This window comes from Roseococcus sp. SDR (assembly GCF_019083995.1).
Taxonomy (GTDB): Bacteria; Pseudomonadota; Alphaproteobacteria; order Acetobacterales; family Acetobacteraceae; genus Roseococcus.
In genome coordinates this window covers 20,961-27,223 of the sequence record NZ_JAHRCU010000036.1, presented here as the reverse complement: position 1 = coordinate 27,223, position 6,263 = coordinate 20,961, and the positions used below count along the sequence as shown (strand labels likewise).

The window sequence follows — 6,263 nt, the reverse complement described above, 5'->3', positions numbered from 1 at the left end:
GCGGGCCGGGCGGCGGTCTGCACGCGGACGCGGCGCGGGCCGGGGCCCACCGTCGGGTCGCGCCCGGCGACGACGCGCGGCGCGGCGGAGGCCATGGCAGGCACGGAACGCACCCCCATGCGCTGGAAGCCATCATCCAGCAGCTCCGCCATGTGGTTGTTGCGCTGCGGCCAGGAGGATCCGCCGAAGACGGCGCCGACGAGGCGCACGCCCTCGCGCTGGGCGGAGGTGACGATGTTGAAGCCCGAGGCGTTGATGAAGCCGGTCTTGATGCCGTCCGTGCCCGGATAGTCGCGCAGCATGCCGTTGTGGTTGCGGATCATGCGGTTGCCATGCGCGAAATACTGCGTGGCGAAATAGTGGTAGTGCTCGGGGAAATCGGCGATCAGGCGGCGGCCGAGCAGCGACATGTCCCGCGCGGTCGTCACCTGCTCGGGGTCGGGCAGGCCGGAGGCGTTGCGGAAGGTGGTGCGCGTCATGCCGAGGCTGCGCGCGCGCTGCGTCATGGCGCGGGCGAAGGCGTCTTCATCGCCCGAGAGCGCCTCGCCCACGGCGGCGGCCACGTCATTGGCGGAGCGGGTGACGAGGGCGAGGATGGCGCTTTCGGCCGAGATGCTCCCGCCGGCGGGGACGCCCAGCTTGGACGGCGGGCGGGAGGCGGCTTCGGCGCTCATGCGGATGGGGGTGCTGAGGGTGAGGCGGCCGTCGCGCATCGCCTCGAACAGCATGTAGAGCGTCATCATCTTGGTGAGTGAGGCGGGGTGCCGCGTCTCATCCGCGTTGGCCGCGCTCAGCACCTGGCCGGTCCGCGCCTCGACGACGATGGAGGCGTAGCGGTCCCGCGCGGTGATCTGGGCGGATGCGGGCAGCGCGCCGATGGCGCCGAGGCCGAGGACAACCGCCAGCGTGGCGCGCGACAAGAAAGAGATGGTCATTCGGTTCCCCAGGCCGCGCGCCGGTGTCGCCTCCCCCAAGGCTCAGTCGGCACGCTCACGCTCTGCACGCAAAGAAACAGCCAAGCGGCCGTTTGTCCATCCGTTTCGCAGGGGGCGGGGTGGTTTCCAGCATTGTTCGCGTTTTTGTGCGGTGCACAAAAAAATCCTTGCATTGGTCCGGGCGCGGTCCTAGATAGGCTGCATGCTGCATTGCAGCAAAACACGGGCACCCAGCTTTCCCTCCGGATTGGCTGACTGGCCCAACCGAGAAGGAAGATGACCATGGCCACCCAGGCTGACATGAAGAAGGCGATGAGCCAGGCCGCGCAGACCGGCGCCGCGACCGCGAAGAAGCTGGTCGAGGACACCACCGTGCAGGCCCGCGCCGCCGTCGAGAAGACGATGGAGACCGCGAACAAGACCGCCGGCGACATGCTGAAGGCCGCCGAGGAAGCCGCCGAGTTCGGCCGTGGCAACCTCGAGGCGCTGACCAAGGCCTCGCAGCTCTATGTGACCGGCGTGCAGGACCTGTCGCGCCAGACGATGGCGATGTTCCAGGCCTTCTCCGAGCACACGATCGAGGGCGTGAAGGCGCTGTCGAGCGTGAAGAGCCTGAAGGAAGCCGCCGATTTCCAGGCCTCCTTCACCAAGACGGCCTTCGAGCGCGCCGTGAACGACACCACGAAGATCTCGGAAGCCGCGATGAAGCTGGCCGAGGCCTCGCTGGAGCCGATCTCGGCCCGCATGACGCTCGCCATGGAGAAGATGGCGAAGCCGATCGCGGCGTAATTTTTTGCCCTCAGGCGCCGGGCGGCGGCTCCGCCGCCTTGGCTTCGCAAAGCTGAAGCTTTACGGCTCGGCTATTCGCCTCGCATTCTCGGGGCGGGGCGCTGGGTTTGAGCGGCCGGCGCTTGGGGGTGACGCCTGAACTGGGGAGCCTTGGCTCCCTTGCTGAACCCGGCCGCTCGCGCGGCCGGGTTTTTCGTTTGGGGACGAATCGGGGCCGGCTTGAGGCCGGCTGGGGCCGCACCCTCGTTTTTCGGGCGCCGGCCTCGTTTTCCGCATGTCGTTTCGGTTATTCCGCCCGCGCATGCGCCAAACCCCTTTCCGTGGGGCCTCGGCAACCGATATTCTGCCGGGCGTAGACCTGCGCCTGACTGTGATGGATGGGACCACCGGAACCTTATGATGCAGCCGATCACCATGTCCGATCCGGATAAGCGCGATGGCGATGGCGGGCCCGCCACCGGCGTCGTCGTCAAGCCGCGCCCGAAGACCAAGAAGCCGGCGATGTACAAGGTGCTGATGCTGAACGACGACTACACGCCCATGGAGTTCGTCGTTCACGTGCTGGAACGCTTCTTCCAGAAGAACCGCGACGAGGCGACGCGCATCATGATGCATGTCCATCGCCGCGGCGTCGGCGTCTGCGGGGTCTATACCTATGAAGTCGCGGAGACCAAGGTGACGCAGGTGATGGATCTGGCCCGCCAGAACCAGCACCCGCTGCAATGCACGATTGAGAAAGAGTGAGACGAGAGACTATCACCGTGGGGCATGACAATTTTGACATGACCCCCGGGGTGTGACGGCAAGGGAGCGCCACCACATCATCATCAATCCGCCATGGTCCGATCCTCGGATCTGGCTTTCTCCAGTGGGAGCGTTGATCCATGCTGTCCCGCAACCTTGAGCAGACGCTCCATCGCGCGCTTGGCCTCGCCAATGACCGCCGCCATGAATACGCCACCCTCGAACACCTGCTGCTCGCCCTCGGCGACGATGCGGATGCCACCACCGTGCTGCGCGCCTGCGGCGTGGATGTGGACCGGCTGAAGCGGGAACTGACGGAATTCCTCGACAAGGACCTGGCCGGCCTGGTCAGCGACCGCACGGGTGACCCGAAGCCGACCGCCGGCTTCCAGCGCGTCGTGCAGCGGGCCGCGATCCATGTCCAATCCTCCGGGCGGGACGAGGTGACGGGCGCGAATGTGCTCGTGGCCCTCTTCTCCGAACGCGAATCGCATGCCGTCTATTTCCTGCAGCTGCAGGACATGACGCGCCTCGATGCCGTCAACTTCATCAGCCATGGCATCGCCAAGGCCCCCGGCCGCTCGCAGCCGCGCCCCGTGCAGGGCCAGGCGCCGACGCCGGAGGAGAATGCCGGCAAGGAGGAGCGCGAGGAGAAGCCGCGCGGCGGCAACCGCAACCAGGATGCGCTCAGCACCTATTGCGTGAACCTCAACAAGCGCGCCCAGGCCGGCAAGATCGATCCGCTGATCGGGCGCGACCATGAGATCGAGCGCACGATCCAGATCCTGTGCCGCCGCACCAAGAACAACCCGCTCTATGTGGGCGATCCGGGCGTGGGCAAGACGGCCATCGCCGAGGGTCTCGCCAAGCGCATCGTGGAAGGCGACGTGCCGGAGGTGCTGGCCAAGTCCACCATCTATTCGCTGGACATGGGCAGCCTGCTCGCCGGCACGCGCTATCGCGGCGATTTCGAGGAGCGGCTGAAGGCCGTGGTGAATGAGCTGGAGGCCCAGCCGGGCTCCATCCTCTTCATTGACGAGATCCATACGGTGATCGGCGCCGGCGCCACCTCGGGGGGGGCGATGGATGCGTCCAACCTGCTGAAGCCCGCCTTGGCCCAGGGCACGCTGCGCTGCGTCGGCTCCACCACCTACAAGGAATATCGCAACCACTTCGAGAAGGACCGCGCGCTGGTGCGGCGCTTCCAGAAGATCGACGTGAACGAGCCTTCCGTCGAGGATGCGGTGAAGATCCTGCAGGGGCTGAAGACGAACTACGAGAAGCACCACAAGGTGAAGTACACGCCGGAGGCGATCCGCGCCGCGGTGGAGCTCTCGGCCCGCTACATCCATGACCGCAAGCTGCCGGACAAGGCGATCGATGTGATCGACGAGGTCGGCGCCTCGCGCATGCTGGTGCCGGAGGGCAAGCGCAAGAAGACCGTGACGCTGAAGGACGTGGAGGAGGTGGTCGCGAAGATCGCGCGCATCCCGCCCAAATCCGTCTCGGCCGACGACAAGGAGACGCTGCGCAACCTGGAGCGTGACCTCAAGGCCATGGTCTTCGGCCAGGATCGCGCGATCGAGGCGCTGGCGGCGGCCATCAAGCTCAGCCGCGCGGGCCTGCGCGACCCGGAGAAGCCGATCGGCAACTATCTGTTCAGCGGCCCCACCGGCGTCGGCAAGACCGAGGTGGCGAAGCAGCTCAGCAAGACGCTCGGCATCGAGCTGCTGCGCTTCGACATGTCGGAATACATGGAGCGGCACAGCGTGAGCCGCCTGATCGGCGCGCCGCCGGGCTATGTGGGCTTTGACCAGGGCGGGCTGCTGACCGACGGCATCGACCAGCATCCGCATTGCGTGCTGCTGCTGGACGAGATCGAGAAGGCGCATCCCGACCTCTACGCGATCCTGCTGCAGGTGATGGATCACGGGAAGCTGACCGACCACAACGGCAAGACGGTGGATTTCCGCAACGTCATCCTCATCATGACGACGAATGCGGGTGCGGCCGACATGCAGAAGGCCGCCATCGGCTTCGGCAGCGAGGTCCGCAAGGGCGAGGATGAGGAGGCGGTGAAGCGCATGTTCACCCCCGAATTCCGTAACCGCCTGGATGCGGTGATCCCCTTCGCCGGCCTCTCGGCCGAGATCGTGGCGCAGGTGGTCGAGAAGTTCGTGATGCAGCTGGAGGCGCAGCTCGCCGACCGCAACGTCACGATCGAGCTCAGCTCCGCCGCCAAGGAATGGCTGGCCGAGCGCGGCTACGACCCGCTCTATGGCGCGCGGCCGCTGGCCCGTGTGATCCAGGAGCACGTCAAGAAGCCGCTGGCCGAGGAGCTGCTCTTCGGCAAGCTGGTGAAGGGCGGTGCGGTCAAGGTGAACCTGGTGGATGGCGCACTCAGCTTCGACATCGCCGAGCCGCCGCCCGCCGCCCTGCCCAAGCCGGAGGGCGATGGCGAGGCGGAGAAGGAGCCGGAAGCGACGGCGGACTGAGCCGCGATCCGGGCAAGCTTGCCTCAAAGGCCCCGGTGGGAAACCATCGGGGCCTTCTGCATTTCCGAGGGAGCAAAGCCATGACCGAAGACACCCGCATCGAGGATTGGGACAGCTACAGCGCCGGGCTGCGGGCGCGGGGGAAGGAACTGTCCACGATCCATCCGGAGCTGATGAAGGGCTTCGGGGCGCTCTCGCGCGGGGCTTCGACCACGAAGCATCTGGATGCGAAGACGCGGGAGCTGATCGCGCTCGCCGTCGCCGTCACCACGCGCTGCGAGGGCTGCATTGACGCGCATGTGCGGAAAGCGCGCGCGGCCGGGGCGAGCAAGGAGGAGGTGGCGGAGGCGCTGGGGGTGGCGATCGCGCTGAATGCCGGGGCGGCGCTCACCTATTCGCTGCATGTGCTGGATGCGATGGATGGGGCGACGGGGTAAGAAAAAAGGGCCTCCGGCGGCTGGGGCCTCAGGCCCCAGACCCCGTCACAAAGCGCGCCACCTCCGACCCGACCGTTGCATCCGCCAAGCCGAGCCAGCGGGCGGGTGTCGAGAGCACGACGACCGGGCCGAGATGACCCATGCCAGGAATCACCACATGGCGCACCGGCACGCCGGCCGCCACGGCGCGCTCGGCCAGGATGCGGGAATGATAGGGGCCGACCACGGTGTCGGCCGCGCCATGGACCAGCAGCAAGGGCGGCGTCTCGCCCGCCCGCAGCGGGGCGGGCGCGGCCTGGATGCGCGCTTGGGGGAAGATCTCGGGCGGCGTCACTTCCTCGCGCCGGAAATCATAGGGGCCGGCCAGGCCGATGAAGCCGCCGATCAGAGGCTGCACGCCCCAGGCGGGGTCCAGCGCCACACAGCCCGCGTTGAAGGCGCCGGCCGAATGGCCCATCAGCACCAGGCGGCGCTGCGGCTCGCGCGCCGCGAGGGTGCGGATCGCGAGCGCGGTGTCCTCCACGAAGCCGGGGAAGGCCACCTCCGGCCAGAGCCGGTAATCCGGAATGGCGACGAGGCAGCCCATGGCGGCGAGCGGAACGCCGAGGAAGCGGTAATCGCCGCGGCTTCCGGCCCGCCAGGCGCCGCCATGCACGAAGACCAGGAGTGGCGCATCGGGCGGGAGATTCGCCGGGCGGTAGAGATCGAAGCGGTGGCGCGGCAACGGGCCGTAGGCGAGGCCCTCCTCGCGCGTCACATCGCCGGCGGGTGTGAGCGCATTGGCGAGATCCGTTGCCGAGCAGCCGGCGAGGGGCAGGGCGGCGAGGGCCAGCAGGGCGCGGCGGGGCGGCATGGAACCCATA

The 6,263-nt window shown here is 67.7% G+C and carries 6 protein-coding genes; 4 read left to right on the top strand and 2 right to left on the bottom strand.

Going from position 1 to position 6,263, the window contains the following annotated elements; genetic code table 11:
- Positions 1 to 935: D-alanyl-D-alanine carboxypeptidase family protein (locus KTR66_RS23610; protein WP_213617112.1), on the bottom strand; the 935-nt coding region annotated here is incomplete at its 3' end.
- A 282-nt stretch (positions 936 to 1,217) separates the two neighbouring features.
- Here KTR66_RS23610 and KTR66_RS23605 point away from each other — a divergent pair.
- The 4 genes from KTR66_RS23605 (at position 1,218) to KTR66_RS23590 (ending at position 5,400) form a co-directional block, all read left to right on the top strand.
- A complete protein-coding gene (locus KTR66_RS23605) occupies positions 1,218 to 1,724 on the top strand; it encodes a phasin family protein (RefSeq protein ID WP_213617110.1) in 507 nt (168 codons plus the stop codon).
- 414 nt (positions 1,725 to 2,138) lie between these two features.
- A complete protein-coding gene (gene clpS, locus KTR66_RS23600) occupies positions 2,139 to 2,468 on the top strand; it encodes an ATP-dependent Clp protease adapter ClpS (RefSeq protein ID WP_213617118.1) in 330 nt (109 codons plus the stop codon).
- Positions 2,469 to 2,608: 140 nt separating this feature from the next.
- A complete protein-coding gene (gene clpA, locus KTR66_RS23595) occupies positions 2,609 to 4,963 on the top strand; it encodes an ATP-dependent Clp protease ATP-binding subunit ClpA (RefSeq protein ID WP_213617108.1) in 2,355 nt (784 codons plus the stop codon).
- 80 nt (positions 4,964 to 5,043) lie between these two features.
- Positions 5,044 to 5,400: a carboxymuconolactone decarboxylase family protein gene (locus KTR66_RS23590; RefSeq protein ID WP_213617106.1), complete on the top strand. Its 357-nt coding sequence runs from the start codon at positions 5,044 to 5,046 to the stop codon at positions 5,398 to 5,400.
- Between the two features lie 28 nt (positions 5,401 to 5,428).
- On the opposite strand, the gene KTR66_RS23585 is transcribed toward KTR66_RS23590, so the two are convergent.
- The gene (locus tag KTR66_RS23585) at positions 5,429 to 6,253 is read right to left on the bottom strand and encodes an alpha/beta hydrolase (protein ID WP_213617104.1); all 825 of its coding nucleotides are present in this window, start codon (positions 6,251 to 6,253) and stop codon (positions 5,429 to 5,431) included.
- Between the last annotated feature and the right edge of the window lie 10 nt (positions 6,254 to 6,263).

Coding starts and splice junctions, on each gene's coding strand:
- KTR66_RS23605 (WP_213617110.1), top strand. CDS start 1,218: ATGGCCACCCAGGCTGACATGAAGAAGGCGATGAGCCAGGCCGCGCAG.
- clpS (WP_213617118.1), top strand. CDS start 2,139: ATGTCCGATCCGGATAAGCGCGATGGCGATGGCGGGCCCGCCACCGGC.
- clpA (WP_213617108.1), top strand. CDS start 2,609: ATGCTGTCCCGCAACCTTGAGCAGACGCTCCATCGCGCGCTTGGCCTC.
- KTR66_RS23590 (WP_213617106.1), top strand. CDS start 5,044: ATGACCGAAGACACCCGCATCGAGGATTGGGACAGCTACAGCGCCGGG.
- KTR66_RS23585 (WP_213617104.1), bottom strand. CDS start 6,253: ATGCCGCCCCGCCGCGCCCTGCTGGCCCTCGCCGCCCTGCCCCTCGCC.